The organism is Paraburkholderia sp. GAS32, assembly GCF_050434225.1.
GTDB classification, from domain to species: Bacteria; Pseudomonadota; Gammaproteobacteria; order Burkholderiales; family Burkholderiaceae; genus Paraburkholderia; species Paraburkholderia madseniana.
Window position 1 is genome coordinate 1 of record NZ_JBNPVS010000057.1, and the last position, 20013, is coordinate 20013.

Consider the following 20013-nt stretch of genomic DNA (forward strand, 5'->3'; position numbering starts at 1 on the left):
TGCCGTGCCGTGCCGTGCCGTGCCGTGCCGTGCCGTGCCGTGCCGTGCCGTGCCGTGCCGTGCCGTGCCGTGCCGTGCCGTGCCGTGCCGTGCCGTGCCGCAGGATCATGCATCGATCCGCACGGTCAGATCCCAACGGCAGCGGCCGCTCCATGCGTGAGTAATGCCCGAGGAGTTTATGCGCATAAAGAGGTGTCTACAGGTGACAGCTCGCGGGGCAAGACGTGACCCAGGTATGCCTCGATGCCACCAACAGTTGGACCATGCAAAAGCGATGCGACCCGGCAACGCCAAACCTGGACAAACGGGACAGCGTCGAATCCGAGACAACTGATGCACCACGATCCATACCCGAGGGCGTAGCTTCACATCGCATTGGATCCTGTAGCCGCTTCCCCTATTCGATACCCCACAGCGTCTGATATCTCCCGACGTCGCAAACCTATTGCCGTTGATACGCGCGTGACAGCCGCAGCGCTTTCACGCAGTCACGCCACACCCTTTATGCGCATAAACCTATCCCAAACGGCTAATTCTTCTCGCGTTTACACAAAAACGATTGAAATGCGAATTCATCCAGGTAAAATCCTTTTGCGTCTAAAAAGAGGAGGTGAAGATTGGCAGCAGAAATCATCGCGGTAACTCAGCAGAAGGGTGGGGTCGGGAAGAGCACAATCGCGATGCACCTCGGGGCTGCGTTCCATGAAAAAGGCAAACGCGTCCTCGTCGTAGACGCAGACGGTCAAAACACACTGGTCCATTGGGCCAGTGCATCATCAGACGGCGAAACCGGCATTCCCTTCCCGGTCGTCAACCTCTCCGAAGCCGGCAGCCAGATCCACCGCGAGATCAAGAAATTCGTGGCTGACTACGACATCATCGTGGTCGACTGCCCGCCCTCCATCACCGAGAAAGTGTCCGGCGTCGTGTTGCTCGCGGCGAGCGTCGCGATCATGCCAACGTCGTCGTCGCCCGCGGACTATTGGTCAAGCGTCGGACTGGTGAAACTCGTGCAGCAGGCCCAGGTCATGAACGAGGATCTGCGCGCCGTCTTTCTGCTGAATAAGACCGAAGAGAAACGGATGCTGACGCGCGAACTGAAGCGTGCGTTGGAAGAGCTCGGTTTCCCACTGCTCAAGACCCAGATCCCGACGCGCGAAGCCTACAAGCAGGCAATGGCGTTAGGGCAGACAGTGCTTCAGATGAACGATCGCGGCGCCAAGCTCGCCGCCATCGAAGTACGGGCGTGCGCCAACGAGATCGCAGCCCTGCTCCCCTGAATTTATGCGCATAAAGGACCCTGAATGAAACCCTCCCAATTCGCCAAAGGCTTTCAAGCACGTCCTGATACGACTAGCAGCGAAAAGCGAACCGCTCTCGACCGCCTGAACGCGATCGACGGTTTGGTCAAGAACGGCGCCCCGACTGGCGACGTACCGAACCGCGTCATCCAGCCGCTCCTGTCCCAGGACATCGCGGAAGCCGAAGCGGCGGATATCGCCAATGAGTCGGCGGCCTACCGTGCCTGGCGAATCGAACACGCTTACCGGCCGGGTCAGGTCATCGAGCTCGCGCTCAAGACGATCAAACCGAGCCCGTTCAATCCGCGCCATTTCTATCTGAAGGCGTCGATTGCCGAGCTTGCTGTCAATCTGGCGAAGCAGGGCCAGCAGCAGGCGATTCACGTCATTCCCGATTACGACAACCCCGGCACCTACTTCGTCAGCGACGGCGGCCGACGTGTGCGGGCGCTTAAAGAAGCGAACAAGGAATCGGTGAAGGCGATCGTCATCGATCTGCCGATCGGCATCCAAAGCTATAAGCTCGGCTACGACCTCAACGTCCAGCGCGATTCGCAGACCGTGTTCGACAACGCCGTCGTCTGGAAACGCTTTCTCGACGATCGGCATTTCCAGAGCCAAAAGGAGCTCGCCGAACATCTCGGACTAGACGAGTCGACCGTCGCGGTCGCCCTGTCGATTGCGAAGCTACCCGAGGTGGTGATGCATGAGATGGTCGCAAGGCCTGACCGCTTTGGTTCGAACATGGCGTATCAGGTGGGCCGCTATCACACTGCCCGCGGCGCGGACGCTACGCTGCGCCTGATCAACAAAATCCTCTCGGACGACCTGAGCACGCGACAAGTTGCGGACATCGTCAAGGGCAGGGCAAGCGCGCAGGAAAGCACCAAGCCGGCCGGTCGGCAGCGCTATGCGCAGCGTCTGGAAATCAAGCTCGGCGGCGTCTCGGTCGGCGATCTGAAATCGTATGGAGACGATCGAATCGAACTGCGCCTGAAGGGTCTCACACGTGAAAAGCGTGACGACATACTTCGTCAGATTGAAAAGATGCTGAAGTAACAGAGGGGAAAGTATCAGCAGGAAAAGAAACGGCGGCACACGAAAGTGGCCGCCGTTTTTCTTGATGTGATCTCGATGATTACGCCGCGCGCGATTGGCTCAGCGTGAAGGCGAGCAGGTCGCCATCGGTGGGTTCACCCCAGGTTTTGCGAGCCAGCCAATCGAAGAACGCGGTTTCGACGATCTTCGAGTCCAGCCCACGACGACGCCAGTCGTCACGCATGTGCGTGCCGAGATCCGGTAACACGTCGTCCTCAAACGACTTCCGCGCGATCTCCCGTTCGGACTCACCTTGCTCGTCGTAAAGCTCGCGCGCTTCCTTGCGCCGAACCGCCGAGTACTCGCCAAGCAGCCGCGCTTTCAGGTCGTCCGCCGGCGCGGCCACCGCAGCCTTGCCTCCGCTACCGGACGGCAGCGCTTCGACCGGCGGCGCATAGCCCTTCTTCAACGCATCCTTGAACAGAGCCGGCGCGCTACGCACAGCGGGCAAGGACGTGCTGCGCATGCGTTGCTCGGTCATCTGCAGCGCCGCGCGAATTCGGTTTTCTTCGCTATCGGCGTACAGTGTTTGCGCTTCTTTCAGCGGAATGCCGATCTTCACCATCCGGTCGACCAGCGTGCTGTCGAACACATTCGGGTGTTCGTCGAGTGCAAGCATGGGCTGCTTGCGCTCGGTCACGCGGAACTGGATCTCGGCGACCCGTCGCCCTTCGCGGTGTTCGATCAATTCGACAAAGATGTTGGTGACCGCATTCACCTCGGCGATGGCCGGGCGCAGGTAATCGCGCTTGAAGTACTTGTACTCGCGCTTCGCTTCGTCGCCCGCTTCGGTGTCTGGCGTGCCGGACAGAATAGGGCGCCACCATTCCCATGTTTCGCGCATCGTCAGATGGCTCGGGTTAGTCAGGTAGCGAACGCAAATCTCGTAAAGTGCGAGCCCCGCGCTACTGCGCAACTGGCTCTGGAACTGCAGACTCAACCGCGCATACTGAACCGGATCGAGCAGCTTCTTTTTGATCTTCGGCGCAAACGAGAACTCCACCCACACGCGGCGAGTGGTGGGATCTTCGAGAATTTCCGCGTCGGCAATCAGCGTGGAAATACCCCATTTCCGGCCCGGCTTCTGGCTGGACGTGCCGGTACTCCATTCGACCTGCACCGACACCATGCGCCGCAGGTGCTCTTTCACGAGCGCCGTGTCGTTCGAATCGAATGCGGAATTGGCGACGATGTCGGACAGCAAGGCCCGATAGGTATCGCCGGACTCGTCAGCTTGCTGAGCGACGGCAAGGAGAACGTTGAACAGCTTGCGGGTGAGGAGCGTGATCTTGCCGCTCTTGGGCTGGATGGCGATCGCCTCGACGGCCTTGCGTAATTCGGCCGAGCTCGGGCTGACTACATCTGTCTTCTTCGCGCGCTTCGTGGCCATGCGTCTGGTCGGAGAGGGATTTGGCGAGAGCATACCGGCTGTGGTGATACACGTCTATAGCATGGGTCTCACCGTTCCCGGTGAAGTGAGTTTACGAGGCACAACTCACCTCGAGCCACTCCCGAAAACTCTCACCTCACCCGTTTCGCGCCAGGTTCAGGGCATCCTTATAGGTCGCGGCCTCCCGAAAACTGACCTATTTCTGACCTGTCGCGAACGGGAGTCATTCGATCCCGAATCTTCTCACCTCAAAAAAATTTCGTGAATTTTGGCTGCACGCAGGTTGCGAGTAGGGTGCACTCGCACCCAATCGTTGGCGCGGACGCACTTCTGCCGATTTCAGCGGATAGGGGAGGGGAGAAACCCGGCAAACGCGCCGAGCCTCCTCCCTAAGCAGACGCCACGCCGAAGCTCGCCGGCACGCACACGCGTCGATTGAGGCCATGTGGCCTTCGCCGCGCAGACGTACACGGCAATCGCCGCGTGTCCAATTGAGTAAATGGCCGCCGAACCAGGCAGCACGACACCTCATTCATGCGAGAGTGAGATCCGAGTCGCGACAACCTCCCCCGAAAAAGCTCACCTTAACGCTAGCTGAGCGCTTGGAACGACGCGGCCTCCAGACCTGGGGCACTGAAAAAACACCGATAAATAGTCCCGAAAAGCCTCACCTAAGAGCCCGGAACAGCCCTGTGCAGCTCCTGGAAAAGCGCCCCCGAAAAACCTCACCTTTGCGCAGCGCACAAAAATTATTCAATGATTTCATTGACTTATTGGGTAGCCATTCGCCGGGCGATGGGTCCTCACTCCCGTATATCCTCACCTTTAACAGCTTTTCAGTGAAATCTGACGTTTCCGGCCACTGCCCAATGGGCCCCGAAAAACCTCACCTTAGGATTTCAATAGCCGCAAAACTGGAACGGCTCTGACAGCGTCCGTAGGGCTTTTCCGGCCCGTTGTGGCGATTTTGGTCCTGTATTTCCTCACCTTAGCGAACACAAACGTCCCAAAAGGCTCCCGAAAAACCTCACCTCAGGCCCAAAACAGGCATTTTGACGAGTCGGCTATCGCCTCGATCCACGTCTCCCGAATTCGCTCACCTTTCCGCAAGGGCTGATCGACGACCCCATCGACGCACCGAGCCGAATTTCGGTCGAAATCCGGTTCAGCTCCCGCAAACACTCACCTTAAGCGCCCGAATGCACAAAATTGAGGCAAAAATGACGCCTCGGCCCCGGAAAGTCTCACCTTCGGTTCGCGTTTTCTCCTGTCTTGACTCACCAATGGGGTTTACGAGGCCAAAATAAGACCAAAATCTGTGGTCCACGGAGGTCCCGAAAGCGCTCACCTTCAGGCCCATCCCGCTCCGCACCTACTTTTGAGCGCTGCCGGGCGATCCCGGACGCTCAGGTCCCGCAAAATCTCACCTTTAGCCAAACCGCACTTTTGGGGCAGCTCCTGAACCCGCTCACGTTCTGTCCCGGACCCGCTCACCGAGGCCCCCGAACCTCATCACTCAACACTCCCGCAAGACCTCACCACCACTCCCGTAAAGCTTCACCTTGCCGGGCTAGAACGCCTGCCTGGTAAGGGTTTGCCATGGCGTTAACGTTTTTAACATGGGTTCAAAGGTGTTTACTTTTATTACTCTCTAGACGTTCCCCGTGTGCCCTTCGGACAAGACCACTCCACCCCACAGCTCCCATGACGCCCTCGTGAAACAGTGAGCGATCAGAAAAAAACCGCTGAAACCTCTTTATTTACAAGAGCTTATTGGCTAGTCTTCGTTTTGTTTCACGGAAAAATTCGGCTTGCTCCGATCTCGAGAGCCATAAGTAACCTCAAAACACGCCAATTGGCGAAATAGCACTCGCCCCAAACAAATACGTAGCAAACAATACGTAAATTGTTATGATTCATCCGATTCGAGCGACATCGAGGTATACATGAATCTGGACCAGGAACGACAAGCCATTCGTGACGAGCTTGAATCGTTAAGGGCTAGCGGGGCACGGCGGCAAGAACTGTCACTGCATGCTTGCAAGCGACTTTTCTTTGATTTGGGCATTCGCCCGTCCATGGCAGCCGTTCGCGACCTGACTCAAACAGGCAGCGCGAGCGACATCCCGAAGGACATCGACCATTTCTGGGAGCGCATTCGAACGGTGTCGCGCGTAAAAGTCGGCGCCGGCGCTATCCCGAAGGCACTGGAAGATCGCGCCGGTGAATTGTTGGGCGCCCTTTTCGAAGAAGCCGTCGTGCATGCCCGCTCGACCCTCGACAGCGAACGCGAGGAAATTCGAGCCCAAGTCACCGTCGCCGACCAACGCGCACGAGAAGCGGAAATTCGCCGCGACGTGTCGGAAGATGCGATCAAGCGCAGCGAACTCAGAGCTGAAGCCGCGTGGGAACGTGTTCGCGCACTCGAGACTGAGCTATCCAGCGCGACCACACATGGGACCGCTCACCAGGAAGGCTTGCAGGCCACGGTCCGTCGACTCGACGGCGAAAACGAAACGCTGCGCCAACGCCTCGATACCGAACAGGCGACTAACGCGGCGCTCCGCGACCGGATCGATGCGCTGCACGTCGAATTGCGCCAAAGCACCGAGCACTATGCGCAACAGATCAAGGACGCCGTCGCCGAAGCTGAGCGCCGTGTGAAGCCAATGCTGGTCGAACTCGATTCCTTGCGCAGTATGGCGGCCACCTACCAATCGGGGGTGCGTGACGCCAGTCGCAAGGAATTCGAGTTTATTCAGCAACTCGCTTCAGCCAAGGCCCGCGGCGACCGGCTCGACGCGCAACTACGCGAGCAGTCGGACGAAGTGGATGTTTTGGCAAAAGAAGTTGCGGCGCTGCGCGGCCAGCAGGACATCGATCCCGCCGTCGCGAACCTGTTGTGTTCGCTGGTCGAAGCGGGCAGGCTCACGACCGACGAGCTGGCGATGATCGGTACCGCGGTGGACGGCCATGTCACGCTGCCGCTGCGCTGCCCAAAATGTGAGGAAGGTGAGCCGGAGCTGTCGCAAGTGGATCACCGCTTCGAGCTGCAGTGTCCGGAATGCGATCACTCGTCAGGACCCGGCGAATCAAGGCTGGAGGCGGTTAGCCGGTTTTTGTCGAGCGGATCGATTGCAGCGTCGACATGACCGCCCGGCGCGGGTGTCATAACGGATAAATCGCTAAAGGTGAGGAAATTCGGGACCTGAAGGGTGAGTATTTTCAGGGCCCGTCTACTCACCCTTTTCTCGTCAAACACCCGTCGCGCCTAGGCGTGGGTAATGGCGGGGCGGCTGGATCCGGTTCATCGACGATTGGCAAATCCTGCTGATCCATCCATCTTTGCCATGCCCGATACAAACGGTTGGCAGACACGGCCTGGACAAATCCCAGCCACTGCCCGACCTGTTCCGCCTCAACCCCGCTCTCGAACAGATCTGCGGCGAAGGTGTTGCGCAAAGTTTGCGGACTGGCGCGTGAGGCTCGCGACGCGGCGATGCCTGCGGCGTCGATCAACGCATCGACGCCGCGCAGCATGGTCGCCTTGTGCATTGGGCGTCCCGAAGGCGAAGCGGGAAAGACCAGATTGCCGGCCAGTTCGGAAAGGCGCCGTTCCGCAAGCCATGCATCGAGAACGGCGGCCGCGAAGGGCGCGAGTCGGGTACGGCGCGTCAGCATCGGATTCGCGGACTCGATCGTGACCCACGGTGAGCCGACGTTCACGCAACTAACCGTAAGTGCTGCCGCCTCGCCGGTCTTGACGCCGCCGCCGAGAAACACAGCGATCAATGCACGGTCACGTCGCTCTCTCCAGCGCTGCGCGGCTGACAAGGCCGGCAAGGGCGAAAACAGATGTGCAATGAGCGCCGCGCGTTCTGCATGATTGAGAAACCCGGTCGGCTCGTTATCGCGTGCATTCCGCCATGCTGCTTCGCCATCCTGAGCAATGAAGCGCGCAGGATTGGTCGACGCGGATTCAATTTCGCGTACGTGGTCCAGTACCCGTTCAATGAGCCGCAAATACCTGACACGTTGCGGTTTTCGGATCTCAAGGCCGCCCACGAATTCGGCGATGGTTTGCGTATCGACCGTGACCAGACTCTTTTGGCGAACCGCCAGCCAGTCGAGGAAAAGCCCCCACTGCGCTTGATAGACTTCAGCAGAAGAGTGCCTGAAATGTTGCTTGGCAAGCCACGCGTCGAACGCGATTTGCGGATCGCGGCGCCAGTCTTCCCGTTCCTGATCGAAGAGATCAGTTGACGGTGCAGGGCGTGGAACCGGGTCGGACAGATTGGGAGGTGGCATACGCTATCCTTCCGTTAGTTGCGCATATTGTAGGTGGCAACCGATGAAAGTACAGCGCCTGAGTCAGTCGCCCCACGCCCGCGCGTGCTTTAGCGGCGCGTCTTTAGATGCAGGTTGTGCGGCGCGGCGTGCCGCCTCTTCATAGGCCGAGACGGCAAACGCGAACACTGCCGGCAATGCGGTGGATGTGCCGAAGTCCACCGCTTCGTCCGTTTCCGGATAAGGCAACTCGGACGGGCGCTGGAACAGTCCGAGCATGATCGCGTCGTGCCGGCTGGCAAACCCGAGGTCCGCCAACGCTTCGGCTTCGATTGCATGAAGCAGGCGCCATGAGAGCGGCACCTGCTGGACGATGTAGCGCGCGGCGATGTTGCGCACGATGTGTTCAAGATCGCGCGCCGCGGTTTGATAGCGCAGCGCGGCCAGAGCATGCTCGGCTTGTTCGGTGGTCAGGTCGTTCATTATCGGCTCCAGTCGACACCCTGTACTGTACAAATATACAGTGTCTCGCGCAACCTCGGCCGAGCGGACAATTCAGTCCAATTCAGACATCAACCTACAACGGTGCGTCTGCCCCTCAGCCGTGAATCACCACCAGCAGCGCTTTCGCCTCGCCCTTCCCGGCGTTGCGGATCGCGTGCGGCTCGTCAGCGACATAGCGCGCGGTGTCCGCGGCCTTGAGCCGCTTCGTCGCGCCCGCCGCCTCGATCTCGATCGATCCCTGCAGCACCGTCAAATGCTCACGCGTGCCGGGTTCGTGCGCGTTCGACACCAGCGCCCCACCTGGCTGCAACGTCAGTTCGTACCACTCGAACTTGCCGGCCAATTCGATCGGGCCCCAGACACGCAACTGATACTTGGCCTCGTGCCCGTTCAAAGTCGGGATGTCGTGCGGCCCGGAGACGGCGATCGCCTCCGGCGCCTTCTGCGGCGCGAACAGCGAATCGAGGCTAACGCCGAGCGCGTTCGTCAGACGCCAGGCGACCGCGATGGTCGGATTGGCCTTGTCGCGTTCGATTTCCGAGAGCATCGATTTCGACACGCCGGCCGCGCGCGACAGGTCGTCGAGCGTCATGCGCCGTTCGGCGCGCAGACGCTGAATCTGCTCGCCGACGCGAGGCGGCGCCGCGATCGCCGGGACCGGACTCGCGCCTGAACTGGGTGCCGCGTTGGCTGCTGCGCGGCGGATTCCCGAACTTGCCATTTACTGACCTATCGTTTAGAGTTGTTCGACATACCGGATTTTAGTTCGGAAAAACGAAAATATCCGATAAAACTGACTGCCGACTATAACAGCCCGCCTCGACGTCGAACATGCCGCAAGTGCCAAGCATGTCGCGCGTGGGCGCATCACCCTTTCAGGAGTCTGGTTCATGCGTGACCTTTACCTCGCCCATCTGCGCGGCACACTCGAGCAGATCCGCGCCGACGGTTTTTACAAGAACGAGCGCGTGATCGCCAGCCCCCAGTCGGCTGACGTGCGTCTTGCGAACGGCGCGGAAGTGCTGAATTTCTGCGCGAACAACTATCTTGGTCTGGCTAACGACGAACGGCTGATCGAGGCCGCCAAGCTTGGCCTGGATAACGACGGCTTCGGCATGGCGTCGGTGCGCTTCATTTGCGGCACGCAAACCGTGCACAAAGACCTCGAAAAGGCCCTGGCCGCATTTCTGCAAACCGACGACTGCATCCTCTACTCCAGTTGTTTCGATGCGAACGGCGGTCTGTTCGAAACCCTGCTCGACGACAACGACGCCATCATCAGTGATGAACTCAACCACGCGAGCATCATCGATGGTGTGCGGCTTTCGAAGGCGAAGCGCTTTCGTTACAAGAACAATGACCTCGTGGATCTCGAAGCCAGGCTGCAAGAAGCGGATGCCGCCGGCGCACGCTTCAAGCTGATCGCCACCGACGGCGTCTTCTCGATGGACGGCATCATCGCCGACCTCGCAGGCATTTGCGATCTCGCCGACCGCTACGGCGCACTCGTGATGGTCGACGATTCGCACGCGGTCGGTTTCGTCGGCGAACATGGGCGCGGCACGCCGGAACATTGCGGTGTGCTGTCGCGCGTCGACATCATTACCGGCACGCTAGGTAAAGCACTAGGCGGCGCATCGGGCGGCTACGTTGCAGCGCGCCAGGAAGTCATCGATCTGCTGCGTCAACGCTCACGTCCCTATCTGTTCTCGAACACGCTGACACCGAGCATCGCCGCCGCCTCGCTGAAAGTACTTGAATTGCTCGCCAGCGACGAAGGCGCGCAACTGCGTGCGCGCGTGCGCGAAAACGGCGCGCATTTCCGCCGCGCGATGAGCGCGCTCGGCTTCACGCTCGTGCCCGGCGAACACCCGATCATTCCGGTCATGCTCGGCGACGCGCAACTTGCATCGAACATGGCCGACGCGTTGTTGAAGGAAGGCGTGTACGTGATCGGCTTCTCGTTCCCCGTGGTGCCCAAAGGCCGCGCGCGAATTCGCACGCAAATGAGCGCCGCACACACGCCGGAACAAATTGATCGAGCTGTCGACGCATTTGCGCGCGTCGGCCGTCAACTCGGTGTCATCTGAAGCGGAGGCGCACATGAAAGCATTGGCAAAACTCGAACGCGCACCGGGCCTCACGCTGACGGATGTGAAGAAGCCCGAAGTCGGTCACAACGACGTGATGATCCGCATCACGCGCACCGCGATCTGCGGTACCGATATCCACATCTGGAAATGGGACGACTGGGCGCAGAAGACGATTCCGGTACCGATGCATGTCGGCCACGAATACGTCGGTGAAATTGTGGAAATGGGTCAGGAAGTGCGCGGCTTTGCGATCGGCGATCGCGTGTCGGGCGAAGGCCATATCACCTGCGGCTTCTGTCGCAACTGTCGTGCAGGACGCCGGCATTTGTGCCGCAATACGGTAGGCGTTGGCGTGAATCGCGAAGGCGCATTCGCCGAATACCTCGTGATTCCCGCGTTCAACGCGTTCAAGATCCCGCCTGAAATCTCCGACGATCTCGCCGCGATCTTCGATCCGTTCGGCAACGCCACGCACACGGCGCTGTCGTTCAACCTGGTTGGCGAAGACGTGCTGATCACCGGCGCCGGACCGATCGGCATCATGGCGGTGGCGATTGCGAAACATGTCGGCGCACGCAATGTGGTGATTACCGACGTCAACGACTATCGCCTCGAACTCGCGCGCAAGATGGGCGCAACGCGTGCGGTGAACGTCTCGCGTGAATCGTTGCGCGACGTGATGGCCGATCTGCACATGGCCGAAGGTTTCGACGTCGGGCTGGAAATGTCAGGTGTACCGAGCGCTTTCACCAGCATGCTCGAAGCGATGAACCACGGCGGCAAGATTGCGCTGCTCGGCATTCCGCCCGCGCAGACCGCGATCGACTGGACCCAGGTGATCTTCAAAGGCCTCGAAATCAAGGGCATTTATGGCCGCGAGATGTTCGAGACCTGGTACAAGATGGTCGCGATGCTGCAGAGTGGTTTGGATCTGTCGCCGATCCTCACGCACCATTTCAAGGTCGACGATTATCAGGAAGCGTTCGCCACGATGCTCTCAGGCGAGAGCGGCAAGGTCATTCTCGACTGGACCGCTGCATGATTTGAAAAAGCGCTGCATTCAAGCGCAACCGCTGAAATAAAACGCCCGCACCGCGCTCACGCGCCTGCGGGCGTTTTTTCGAACTCAGCCTGAATACGCACATGAATATCGTCGCCGACAGCCGGATACCACGTCGACAAACCGAACTTCGCGCGGCTGAAATGACCCTCCGCGGAAAAGCCGAGCGTGTCTTTTTTCGTGAGCGGATCGGGCGCGAAGCCGTTGAAGGTCACATCGAGCGTCACAGGTTGCGTCACGCCGTGAATCGTCAGATCGCCGGTCAACGTGCCGCGCGATTCGCCGGTGCGCTCAAAGTGCGTGCTGGTGAAGCGCACCTCCGGATAGCGTGCGACGTCGAGCATGCTGTCGCTTTTTACCATCTTGTCGAGTAGCGGCACATTCGTATCGATGCTCGCGGCGTCGATCGTGATCGCCACGGTACTCTTGTCCATCCCGCCTTCGTTCCAGTCGAGTTGTCCCTGTCTGCGATCGAAGCGCATCGTAAAGCGCGAGTACTTGAAGTGATCGATGTCGAAGGTGATGCTGCAATGGTCCCGATCGAGATCGTAGCGACCGGCCGGTACGCGTGCTTCGTTCTGGCTGACCGTATGGGTGAGTACTCGAACGGGCACGCAACCTACCGAAGTCAGCAGCGCTGCGCTGAGCAACGCGCGCACAAATGTGACGCGGACAATAGAGAGGCTCATGAAATTCGTTCCAGTTGATCGACCATCACCACGATAGCAGTAAGCATAGCAATCCGCCGAAGCGCACAAAAACTTGACGAAGGAGAATGATCGTTCTACCCTTCGCACATGGCTACTCAAAACCCAACTGAATTGGCTGCGTCCGGCAGCAGCGCGCGTGAAAGGCTGCTCGATGCCGCGGAGGCGTTGATCTACGCCGGCGGCATTCATGCCACCGGCGTAGATGCAATCGTCAAGCAATCCGGTACTGCGCGTAAAAGCTTTTACACGCACTTCGAATCGAAAGACGCGCTTGTCGCCGCCGCGCTGGAGCGGCGCGACGAACGCTGGATGAACTGGTTTATCGCGGGCACGTTGCAGCACGGCAAGACTGCGCGCACGCACCTGCTCGGCATGTTCGATGTGCTGCGCGAATGGTTTGCGTCGGAGGACTTTCACGGTTGCGCGTTTCTGAACGCGGCCGGCGAAATCACCTCCGCGGAGGATCCGATCCGGATCGTCGCGCGTGAACACAAGGAACGCCTGCTCGTGTTCGTGAGAAGCCAGTGCGATGACTACGCGGCCGAATCGGGCATGGACGCGCGCCGCGCCGCGCGCCTGTCGCGCCAATGGCTGATCCTGCTCGACGGCGCCATCGCCGTGGCGCTGGTGAGCGGCGAGGCCGATGCCGCGCTCGACGCGCGAGCCGCCGCTGAAGCCTTGCTCAATACCGAGTCCGCAAGCGAATCGAACCCACTCGCAGGTAAATCCGCGAGCAGGTCCCCGAGTGAAGCCCGAAGCAAACGACCGCCATCCCGGCGCACAGAAACCTGACTGAGGAAACACACACCATGGCCGACCCGATCGAAACCCGCCCGCCACTCCCGCCGTTCACACGCGAAACTGCGATCCAGAAGGTGCGCGCCGCGGAAGACGGCTGGAATACCCGAGACCCTGAACGCGTGTCGCTCGCGTACACACCGGATAGCGTCTGGCGCAACCGTGCCGAGTTCACGCATGGCCGCGCGGAGATCGTCGGCCTGTTGCGTCGCAAATGGGCAAAGGAACTCGACTACCGCCTGATCAAGGAACTCTGGGCATTCACGGATAACCGTATCGCCGTGCGCTTTGCCTACGAATGGCACGACGACTCGAACAACTGGTTCCGTTCCTACGGTAACGAGAATTGGGAGTTCGATGAGCACGGGCTGATGGCGCGCCGTCATGCCAGCATCAATGATCTGCCGATTCGCGAGGCCGACCGTCTTTATCATTGGCCGCTCGGCCGCCGTCCTGACGACCATCCGGGCCTGTCCGACCTCGGCCTCTAGACCTTTCTCCGACATTGAAGGTGGACACCTGCCGGGTGTTCACCGCTCTGCCATCGGTTCTCCGTTATCGTTGCGTCTGCGCCGTGGGGCACGTCCCGTGCCCGCGCGTCCGAGCGTGTCCTCCACATCGCCCGTGCGGGTTGAGTTACAGTGCGCGACGGACGACAAGCAAGAATACCTAGAACATAGATCACACCGGCGTTCGATCGGTGGCGGAGAATACATGCATTTTCGTCAGACAAAAAAGCAGATTCGACACGCGGCCGTAGCGCTCGTCGCGAGCCTGGCCGCAGCCTCCGCTGCGCATGCGGGCAATTGGTGCGAGGGCGGCGTATGGGTCGACGCAATGCTTGGCTCGTATCACATCAATCCCGACCCCAACACTCATTTCGAGGAGTTCAATCCGGGCCTTGGCGTCGAATGTTGGCTCAACAATCAATGGGCGCTGACTGCCGGCGGTTTTCGCAACTCGCTGCGGCGCCCTTCTTATTATGGCGGCGGTGTCTGGGCGCCCGAGTTCGCGCACTGGGGCATCGTGCGGATTGCTGCGATCGGCGGGATCATCTCGGGCTATAACTACGGCAACTGGGGCCTCGGCCGCAACCACACGATCGGGCCAGTGGTCGCGCCGATCGTGATGGTCGACTACAAGCGCGTCGGGGCTAACTTTATTCTGATTCCGCCGATCCCCTCGGACAAACTTCCGTTCACGATCGGGTTTCAGGTGAAGGTGAAGTTCTAGTCTGCAAAGGTGAGCGATTCCAGGATGGTGAGGAATTCCAGGAGATGGCGTCATCGTGATCAAAGGTGAGGATCGCCAGGAAATATCGTCAACACCGCTAAAGGTGAGGAATTCCAGGAGACGCACTACCTCGACGAAAGGTGAGCGGTTCCAGGGAGCATGACATCACGTCGGTAAAAGGTGAGCGGTTCCAGGAGGTGTCGCCATATCAGCGAGCGGTGAGTCGTTTCATGAGCCGAACTGCACCGTGGAAGCTAGCAAAGCCACGCCAAGGTGAGGCGTTCCAGGAGATCGCTCGGCAAAGGTGAGCGATTCCAGGAGGTGAACAATCGCCGCGTTGAGTACGCACCTGAAACAAGGTGAGGATTTCCAGGAAGTCTTCGTTATAGTCGCCGAAGGTTCGAACGGCGGGATCGCTGCGGATTATTCCGTTGCACCGTCGACGCCGCTAACAGAGCACTAAGACCCTAGGTGCTCTCCCGCTCGATCAGACTGAATCCCACATCGACGATGGGCTCACTGCCAGCGCGATTTTCAATCCGATCGACCAGCATGGTCGCCGCAAGCGTTCCGATTCTTGTGCCGTCGACTCTCATGGTCGACAACGGTGGCGTGGTGTCTTTCGCAAAATTCAGATCACCGTAGCCAATCACACGCAGTTTCTCTGGCACCGAGATATCCCGGTACTCCGCTTCCATCAACACGCCCAGCGCCAGAATATCCGCGCCGCAAAAAACGGCGTCGATATCGGCATGCGTATCGAGCAAGCCTTTCAGCGCCCGTCGCCCGTCACCCAGATTCGCAGGTGACTCGACCGTCACGACAGGGATGGAGGAGATTGCTTTGCCATTTCCGAACGCTTTGAGGAACGCTTTGGTGCGGGCCTTCGCGCGCCGGTCGCTGGGTGTGACGACAGCGGGCCGCCGCACGCCACGCGTCTTCAGAAAATCCGCAGCAGCCTTCCCAACGTTCTCATGAGAGAAGCCGACCAGCATGTCAATAGGCTCGCGTGTCAGGTCCCAGGTCTCGACAACAGGAATGCCGCACGCGCGCAGCTTTTGCCTCGCACTCTGCGAATGAATGACGCCGGTCAGTACGATGCCGGCGGGCCGGCGGCCAATCACCGCATCAAGCAGGGCGTCCTCGCGCGACTCGTCGTATCCGCTTTGTCCAATCAGCAACTGGTAGCCCGCTGCGGCAAGCTCGGTCGTCAGGGCCCCGACGGTTTCCTGAAACACGCTCCCGGCCATCGCGGGGATCAACGCGACGATGAGACGGCTGCGAGTCGACGCCAGCGAACCGGCGATGAGGTCAGGGGTGTACCCGGTTTGCCGGACGGCCGCCTGGACGCGCTCCAGCGTATCGACCGAAACCAGCTCCGGCGTGTTCAGTGCGCGTGAGACGGTCACTTTCGTCACGCCGACGAGCGCCGCGAGATCGCTCAGGGTCACGCGGCCGGAATTCTTGCGGGCGCGCCGGGAGGCACTGCGTTCGACAGGGGCAAGCAGGGTAGTAGGCGGTTTGCTCACGACGTTGATCACTCAGGCCCAAAAAAAGTTGCTGGCGATTATGGCAAAACCATACTACCATGCGTCCTATGTTACCGGTTACATGAACCGGTAACATAAATTAGAAGAAAGGCGATTGGCGCGAACCGAGTGCGTGCGCCCAGGACTTGAGAGACAGGAGAGCAGCATGTCGGAGGCTGGTACGGTGTTGAGCGAGCCGCTGATCCGGCTTAACGCCGCGGACAATGTACTGATCGCGCGAGAATCGCTGTCGATCGGGCAGCAACTGTGCATCGGCGAGGCGACGATCCGCATCCGCGCGCAGGTCACCGCGGGCCACAAAGTAGCCGCCCATCGCATCCCGCGTGGTACGCCGATCCGTAAATACGACACGGTCATTGGCCTTGCGGCTCGCGACATCGAGGCGGGTGATCACGTCCACACGCACAACATCGAACTGATCGATTTCGAGCGCGATCCGGGCTTCTGTCTCGATGTGCGTCCGGTTGAGTACGTTGCAGAAGCTGAACGGGCCACATTTAACGGCATTGTTCGGCCCGATGGGCGAGTCGCGACGCGCAACTTCATTGGGATTCTGGCATCGGTCAACTGTTCGTCGACCGTTATCAAGAATATCGCCGCCTGGTTTACGCCGGAGCGGCTTGCGCCTTATCCGAATGTCGATGGCGTGGTCGCGTTCGCGCAGACAAGTGGCTGCGGGATGTCCTCGCCCAGCGAGCACTTCGACGTCCTGCGCCGGACGCTCGCCGGCTATGCGCGTCATCCCAATCTCGCCGGGGTGTTGATCGTCGGGCTAGGCTGCGAGCGTAATCAGGTGGGCGACCTGCTCGATTCACAAGGGCTTCATGTCGGTACGTCGGTCCACGCGTTGGTGATGCAGGACGAAGGTGGCACCCGGGCAACGATCGAAGCGGGCATCGCTGCCATACAGAAGATGCTGCCGTCGGCTAACGATATCGAGCGTCGTCCGGTGTCGGCGAGCCACCTCAAAATCGGTCTGGAATGTGGCGGTTCCGATGGCTTTTCGGGCATCACGGCCAATCCAGCTCTAGGCGCAGCTATGGACCTTCTGGTGCGTCACGGCGGCACGGCGATTCTTTCCGAAACCCCTGAAATTCACGGCGTCGAATACATGCTGACGCGCCGTGCGGTGACACCGGAGGTCGGCCAGAAACTGCTCGACCGGCTCGCATGGTGGGAGCGCTACACGCGCGGCCACAACGGTCAGTTTAACGGTGTCGTCGGGCCGGGTAATCAGAAGGGTGGACTCGCCAACATCTTTGAAAAATCGCTCGGATCGGCGATGAAAGGCGGCACGACGCCGCTGCAGGCCGTCTATGAATACGCCGAGCCTATCGACCGGGCGGGCTTCGTCTTCATGGATTCACCAGGCTACGATCCCGTTGCGGTGACCGGGCAGATTGCAAGCGGCGCAAACCTGATCTGCTTCACGACCGGCCGCGGTTCCATGTTCGGCTCGAAGCCCGCGCCCACCCTCAAGCTCGCGAGCAACACGCCGATGTTCAAGCGGTTGCGCGACGACATGGACATCAATTGCGGACTTGTCCTTGATGGTGAGCGGTCGGTCGAGGAGATGGGGAAGGATATCTTCGAGCACATCCTCCGGGCCGCGTCGGGTGAGCACACCCGTAGTGAATTGCTCGGGCTGGGCGACCACGAGTTTGTGCCCTGGCATATGGGCATCGTGAGCTGAAACGCCACCTCATTCCTACAAAAAAAGCGGAGACAGAGATTGAACCAAGCCTTGCAACAGGCGCCACGCAGCAAAGTGCGCTGGCTGGTGGCTGGTCTGATGTGGTCGGCCATTGCCATCAACTATATCGACCGTACGGTGCTGTCCGCCGCGGCCCCTCATCTTCAGGCGGAGTTCCATCTCAGTGCGATGGAGATGGGCATCGTGATGTCGGCGTTCTTCTGGTCGTATGCATTGCTGCAATTGCCTGCAGGCATGCTCGCCGATCGCTTCGGACAGAAGATCGTGCTGGGTGCGTCCGTATTCTGGTGGTCGCTTGCGACGGCCGTAACCGGACTCGCTACCGGCTTCAAGTCCCTCGTGCTCCTGCGGGTCATGCTGGGCATCGGCGAAGCGGGCGCCTACCCCAGTAACGCGGGCATCGCCTCGCGATGGTTTCCGCGCAAGGAACGCGCAACGGTGGCGGGCATCTTCGATAGCGGATCGAAGCTTGGGGGCGCGGTGGCGCTGCCGCTGATCGCCTGGCTGCTGGCGACGTTTGACTGGAAGGTCACCTTTGCGATCACCGCTGCGCTGGGTCTCATCTGGTGCGTCGTCTGGGTGTTGGTGTTCAGGGACTCGCCGGCTGATCACCGGCGCGTGAATGCGGCCGAGCTTGCCCATATCCACGATGGCGAAGCGGTGTCGCGCAGCGACAGCGTGGGCGCGGCCGCCGATGTACCCTGGCACAGGCTCTTCGCGCATCGGAACATCTGGGCGATGTGCATTGGCTTCTTCATGATCAACTACAACTCGTACTTCTTCATCACCTGGCTGCCGACGTATCTCGTCAAGGAACGCGGCATGAGCCTGATGGAGATGGGCTTCATGGCTTCGCTACCGCTCATCCTTTCGATGATCGTCGAGGTATTCGCGGGCTGGGCCTCCGATCGTGTGTATGCCTCCGGAAAGTTGTCGCTCACCGCGACCCGAAAACTGTTTCTCGTCGTCGGCCTGGTGATGGCGTCGAGCATTGGACTCGCGGCGTTCGCCACTTCTCCGCTCGTGGCCGTCGCATTGCTCTGCGTGGCGAAGTCGGGCACGACCGTCGCCGCCTCTCAGGTCTGGGCGCTACCGGGTGATGTCGCGCCGGGGAACATGGTGTCGCGGGTGGCGGGCATCCAGAACACCGTCTCCAACATGGGCGGCGTGGTCGGGCCGATCGTCACCGGCGCGATCGTCGGTGCAACCGGTTCGTTCATTCCTGCGCTGCTGTTCTCGTCGGGGCTGATCGTGATCGCGATCCTCAATTACCTGTTCCTGCTCGGAAAGGTGGAGCCCATTCAATTCAATCAAGTCCCCGTGGAGGCTAGAAATCGTGATGAACGCAACGTCGATGTCAGCGCTTAACCCATTCAAGGCGGCGCTTGCAAACGGTCAACGACAGATCGGCTTCTGGCTTTCGATGGCCGATGCTTACTTGGCCGAAGTCAGCGCGACCGCAGGCTTCGAGTGGCTGTTGATCGACGCCGAGCACGCCCCGAACGACGTGCGCAGCATTCTTGCGCAATTGCAGGCGATCGCGCCGTATTCCGCCGAAGCCGTCGTGCGACCCGTGAACGGTGATCCGGCGCTGCTCAAGCGCTTACTCGATATCGGCGCACGTAACCTCCTCGTTCCGATGATCGATACCGCGGTTCAGGCCCGCGCTTGCGTGGCCGCCGTACGCTATCCACCCCATGGAATTCGTGGTGTGGGCAGTGCGGTGGGACGTGCGTCGCGCTGGAGCTCGCGTACTGACTATCTGGATATCGCGGACAGTGAAATTTGCCTGCTCGTGCAGGCGGAGACGGTCACAGCGCTCGACAATCTCGAAGCGATATGCGCGGTTGACGGCGTGGATGGCGTCTTCATCGGGCCTGCGGATCTGGCCGCGTCGATGGGCCATCGCGGCAAGCCCGCCCATCCGGAAGTGCAGAACGCGATCGAAGCGGCGATGCGCACCATCATCGCCTCCGGCAAGGCGGCCGGCACGTTGACCTCGGACCCGGTGCTCGCGCGTCGCTATCTCGAGCTTGGATGCACATTCGTCGCGACCGGCGTGGACATCCTTATGTTTGCGAACGCGGCACGAAAGCTCGCCCGGGAGTTCATCGAGCAGTGAAGAATGGTGAGGAATTCCAGGAGATGGCGCCACCCCGATCAACGGTGAGGAATTCCAGGAGACGACATCATCTCCGTCAGAGGTGAGTCACTCCATGAGTCGAACAGCACCTTGGGAGCATGCAAAGCCGTACTAAGGTGAGGAATTCCAGGA

The 20013-nt window shown here is 60.1% G+C and carries 16 protein-coding genes and 2 pseudogenes; 12 read left to right on the forward strand and 6 right to left on the reverse strand.

What is annotated here, in order from left to right:
• Nucleotides 1-617: 617 nt before the first annotated feature.
• From parA to P3T25_RS41355, 3 genes and pseudogenes are all read left to right on the forward strand, one after another.
• Nucleotides 618-1280, forward strand: a complete 663-nt coding sequence (parA, locus tag P3T25_RS41345) for a ParA family partition ATPase (protein ID WP_054034704.1) — start codon at nt 618-620, stop codon at nt 1278-1280.
• A 24-nt stretch (nt 1281-1304) separates the two neighbouring features.
• Nucleotides 1305-1416: pseudogene (locus P3T25_RS41350) on the forward strand (ParB/RepB/Spo0J family partition protein); the annotation flags it as partial.
• 74 nt (nt 1417-1490) lie between these two features.
• Nucleotides 1491-2360, forward strand: a pseudogene (locus tag P3T25_RS41355) (ParB/RepB/Spo0J family partition protein); the annotation flags it as partial.
• 79 nt (nt 2361-2439) lie between these two features.
• Here P3T25_RS41355 and P3T25_RS41360 read toward each other — a convergent pair.
• Entirely contained in the window at nt 2440-3789 is a 1350-nt protein-coding gene (locus P3T25_RS41360) for a replication initiation protein (protein ID WP_074289157.1), read from the reverse strand.
• A gap of 1946 nt (nt 3790-5735) precedes the next feature.
• On the opposite strand from P3T25_RS41360, the gene P3T25_RS41365 reads away from it, so the two are divergent.
• Complete coding sequence (locus P3T25_RS41365) at nt 5736-6941, forward strand: DNA-binding protein (protein WP_154566440.1); 1206 nt, start codon at nt 5736-5738, stop codon at nt 6939-6941.
• An 88-nt stretch (nt 6942-7029) separates the two neighbouring features.
• Here the strand turns inward: P3T25_RS41365 and P3T25_RS41370 are convergent, their stop codons facing one another.
• From P3T25_RS41370 to P3T25_RS41380, 3 genes are all read right to left on the reverse strand, one after another.
• A complete protein-coding gene (locus tag P3T25_RS41370; protein ID WP_429362982.1) occupies nt 7030-8097 on the reverse strand; it encodes a tyrosine-type recombinase/integrase in 1068 nt (355 codons plus the stop codon).
• A 63-nt stretch (nt 8098-8160) separates the two neighbouring features.
• Entirely contained in the window at nt 8161-8559 is a 399-nt protein-coding gene (locus P3T25_RS41375) for a DUF2471 family protein (RefSeq protein WP_054034709.1), read from the reverse strand.
• Nucleotides 8560-8674: 115 nt separating this feature from the next.
• Nucleotides 8675-9301, reverse strand: a complete 627-nt coding sequence (locus P3T25_RS41380) for a helix-turn-helix domain-containing protein (RefSeq protein WP_429362984.1) — start codon at nt 9299-9301, stop codon at nt 8675-8677.
• Nucleotides 9302-9470: 169 nt separating this feature from the next.
• On the opposite strand from P3T25_RS41380, the gene P3T25_RS41385 reads away from it, so the two are divergent.
• The gene (locus P3T25_RS41385; RefSeq protein WP_429362986.1) at nt 9471-10670 is read left to right on the forward strand and encodes a glycine C-acetyltransferase; all 1200 of its coding nucleotides are present in this window, start codon (nt 9471-9473) and stop codon (nt 10668-10670) included.
• Between the two features lie 13 nt (nt 10671-10683).
• Complete coding sequence (gene tdh, locus P3T25_RS41390; RefSeq protein ID WP_028195988.1) at nt 10684-11715, forward strand: L-threonine 3-dehydrogenase; 1032 nt, start codon at nt 10684-10686, stop codon at nt 11713-11715.
• Nucleotides 11716-11771: 56 nt separating this feature from the next.
• Here the strand turns inward: tdh and P3T25_RS41395 are convergent, their stop codons facing one another.
• Nucleotides 11772-12422, reverse strand: coding sequence for a YceI family protein (locus tag P3T25_RS41395; protein WP_171926615.1), 651 nt, complete (start codon nt 12420-12422; stop codon nt 11772-11774).
• A gap of 108 nt (nt 12423-12530) precedes the next feature.
• Between P3T25_RS41395 and P3T25_RS41400 the strand changes: the two genes are divergently transcribed.
• The 3 genes from P3T25_RS41400 to P3T25_RS41410 all read left to right on the forward strand — a co-directional run bounded on the left by P3T25_RS41400 (nt 12531) and on the right by P3T25_RS41410 (nt 14474).
• On the forward strand, nt 12531-13235 hold the full coding sequence (locus P3T25_RS41400) for a TetR/AcrR family transcriptional regulator (RefSeq protein WP_266240947.1): 705 nt from the start codon (nt 12531-12533) through the stop codon (nt 13233-13235).
• 17 nt (nt 13236-13252) lie between these two features.
• Nucleotides 13253-13732 (forward strand): DUF1348 family protein, encoded by a 480-nt coding sequence (locus P3T25_RS41405; RefSeq protein WP_154566433.1) that lies wholly within the window; start codon nt 13253-13255, stop codon nt 13730-13732.
• Between the two features lie 223 nt (nt 13733-13955).
• Entirely contained in the window at nt 13956-14474 is a 519-nt protein-coding gene (locus tag P3T25_RS41410; protein WP_429362989.1) for a hypothetical protein, read from the forward strand.
• A gap of 467 nt (nt 14475-14941) precedes the next feature.
• Here P3T25_RS41410 and P3T25_RS41415 read toward each other — a convergent pair whose 3' ends face one another.
• Nucleotides 14942-15919 (reverse strand): LacI family DNA-binding transcriptional regulator, encoded by a 978-nt coding sequence (locus tag P3T25_RS41415; RefSeq protein ID WP_429363037.1) that lies wholly within the window; start codon nt 15917-15919, stop codon nt 14942-14944.
• Between the two features lie 250 nt (nt 15920-16169).
• Here P3T25_RS41415 and P3T25_RS41420 point away from each other — a divergent pair, with 250 nt between their 5' ends.
• The 3 genes from P3T25_RS41420 to hpaI all read left to right on the forward strand — a co-directional run bounded on the left by P3T25_RS41420 (nt 16170) and on the right by hpaI (nt 19860).
• On the forward strand, nt 16170-17717 hold the full coding sequence (locus P3T25_RS41420) for a UxaA family hydrolase (RefSeq protein ID WP_429362991.1): 1548 nt from the start codon (nt 16170-16172) through the stop codon (nt 17715-17717).
• Nucleotides 17718-17816: 99 nt separating this feature from the next.
• On the forward strand, nt 17817-19106 hold the full coding sequence (locus P3T25_RS41425; RefSeq protein WP_429363039.1) for an MFS transporter: 1290 nt from the start codon (nt 17817-17819) through the stop codon (nt 19104-19106).
• Entirely contained in the window at nt 19093-19860 is a 768-nt protein-coding gene (gene hpaI / locus P3T25_RS41430; protein WP_429362993.1) for a 4-hydroxy-2-oxoheptanedioate aldolase, read from the forward strand. Before P3T25_RS41425 ends, hpaI begins: the two co-directional genes overlap by 14 nt.
• Nucleotides 19861-20013 lie beyond the last annotated feature (153 nt).

What these genes read in the sequence shown, in the direction of transcription:
- P3T25_RS41360 (WP_074289157.1), bottom strand. Translation starts at nt 3,789, where the DNA reads ATGGCCACGAAGCGCGCGAAGAAGACAGATGTAGTCAGCCCGAGCTCG.
- P3T25_RS41365 (WP_154566440.1), top strand. Translation starts at nt 5,736, where the DNA reads ATGAATCTGGACCAGGAACGACAAGCCATTCGTGACGAGCTTGAATCG.
- P3T25_RS41370 (WP_429362982.1), bottom strand. Translation starts at nt 8,097, where the DNA reads ATGCCACCTCCCAATCTGTCCGACCCGGTTCCACGCCCTGCACCGTCA.
- P3T25_RS41375 (WP_054034709.1), bottom strand. Translation starts at nt 8,559, where the DNA reads ATGAACGACCTGACCACCGAACAAGCCGAGCATGCTCTGGCCGCGCTG.
- P3T25_RS41380 (WP_429362984.1), bottom strand. Translation starts at nt 9,301, where the DNA reads ATGGCAAGTTCGGGAATCCGCCGCGCAGCAGCCAACGCGGCACCCAGT.
- P3T25_RS41385 (WP_429362986.1), top strand. Translation starts at nt 9,471, where the DNA reads ATGCGTGACCTTTACCTCGCCCATCTGCGCGGCACACTCGAGCAGATC.
- tdh (WP_028195988.1), top strand. Translation starts at nt 10,684, where the DNA reads ATGAAAGCATTGGCAAAACTCGAACGCGCACCGGGCCTCACGCTGACG.
- P3T25_RS41395 (WP_171926615.1), bottom strand. Translation starts at nt 12,422, where the DNA reads ATGAGCCTCTCTATTGTCCGCGTCACATTTGTGCGCGCGTTGCTCAGC.
- P3T25_RS41400 (WP_266240947.1), top strand. Translation starts at nt 12,531, where the DNA reads ATGGCTACTCAAAACCCAACTGAATTGGCTGCGTCCGGCAGCAGCGCG.
- P3T25_RS41405 (WP_154566433.1), top strand. Translation starts at nt 13,253, where the DNA reads ATGGCCGACCCGATCGAAACCCGCCCGCCACTCCCGCCGTTCACACGC.
- P3T25_RS41410 (WP_429362989.1), top strand. Translation starts at nt 13,956, where the DNA reads ATGCATTTTCGTCAGACAAAAAAGCAGATTCGACACGCGGCCGTAGCG.
- P3T25_RS41420 (WP_429362991.1), top strand. Translation starts at nt 16,170, where the DNA reads ATGTCGGAGGCTGGTACGGTGTTGAGCGAGCCGCTGATCCGGCTTAAC.
- P3T25_RS41425 (WP_429363039.1), top strand. Translation starts at nt 17,817, where the DNA reads ATGTGGTCGGCCATTGCCATCAACTATATCGACCGTACGGTGCTGTCC.
- hpaI (WP_429362993.1), top strand. Translation starts at nt 19,093, where the DNA reads ATGTCAGCGCTTAACCCATTCAAGGCGGCGCTTGCAAACGGTCAACGA.